The sequence below is a fragment of the Streptomyces murinus genome, from assembly GCF_002154555.1.
Classification (GTDB): Bacteria; Actinomycetota; Actinomycetes; order Streptomycetales; family Streptomycetaceae; genus Streptomyces; species Streptomyces murinus.
This window is the reverse complement of sequence record NZ_MUNF01000886.1, coordinates 1-764: the sequence shown is the minus strand read 5'-3', so window position 1 is coordinate 764 and position 764 is coordinate 1. Positions and strand designations below refer to the sequence as shown.

Annotated in this window: 1 protein-coding gene; it reads right to left on the bottom strand. The window is 70.9% G+C overall.

Annotated features, from left to right (window positions below; all coding sequences use genetic code 11):
* Positions 1–493 (bottom strand): DUF2617 family protein (locus CCN72_RS36280; protein WP_086812608.1); only part of this gene is annotated, 493 nt, incomplete at its 3' end.
* Positions 494–764: the final 271 nt, after the last annotated feature.

Genomic DNA, 764 nt, shown 5'->3' with positions numbered 1-764 from the left:
CCACCCGGGTCCGGGTGGCGACGAGTTGGCCGTCCTGCGGGTAGGCGTGCCAGGTGCGCCAGTGCACATGGTCCTGGTGCCGCTGGGCCAGCATCGCCGTGAACGCGTGCGGGCTGCCCGGGAAGACGCCCGCGAGTCCGTGCGGGTGCTCGGAGACGAGGGCGAGCAACTCCTGGGCGCGGCCCGCGAAGGAGCCCGGGGTGAGCATCTCGACGCGCGCCGCGAACTCGTACTCCCAGTCGCCGACGCGCTTGGCGACGCCGAGCGGCAGCGGGGTGCTGGAGCCGGGGATGCAGGCCACGGTCTCGGAGCACAGGCCGCGCTCCTCCTCCAGCAGGACCTGGTGGGAGGCGCCGAGCAGTCTCAACTGGAGCTTCGCGCCGGTCAGTTCGAGGTCGAGGGTGGCCAGGGCGGGAAGCGGTTCGCGCCCCAGGGCCCAGGCGAGGTCGGCAGCGCGCGTATCGCTGTAACTGGTGTTCAGGGTCGTGAGCATGGGTCGGCTCCGCTAACACGCAAATGAGGGGAGTTGGCCGTGTCAGCCCAGCCGGCCCGGCCGGTACGAGGCGTCCGCGAGACGTCCTGGGGGCTGCGTTGGCTGCATTGGCGTTTTAGAGGGAATCATGAACAGTGGGGCCGCCACAGCGTTTTTACCCAACTTCGGGGGCATTCCATCCCTCGGGGGGCCCACAGCTCAACTGTTCCACCACGGCGCACGCCGGCGCGGGCACCACGTCCCGCACCCCTCACCCCGGCAGCCTCTCCCC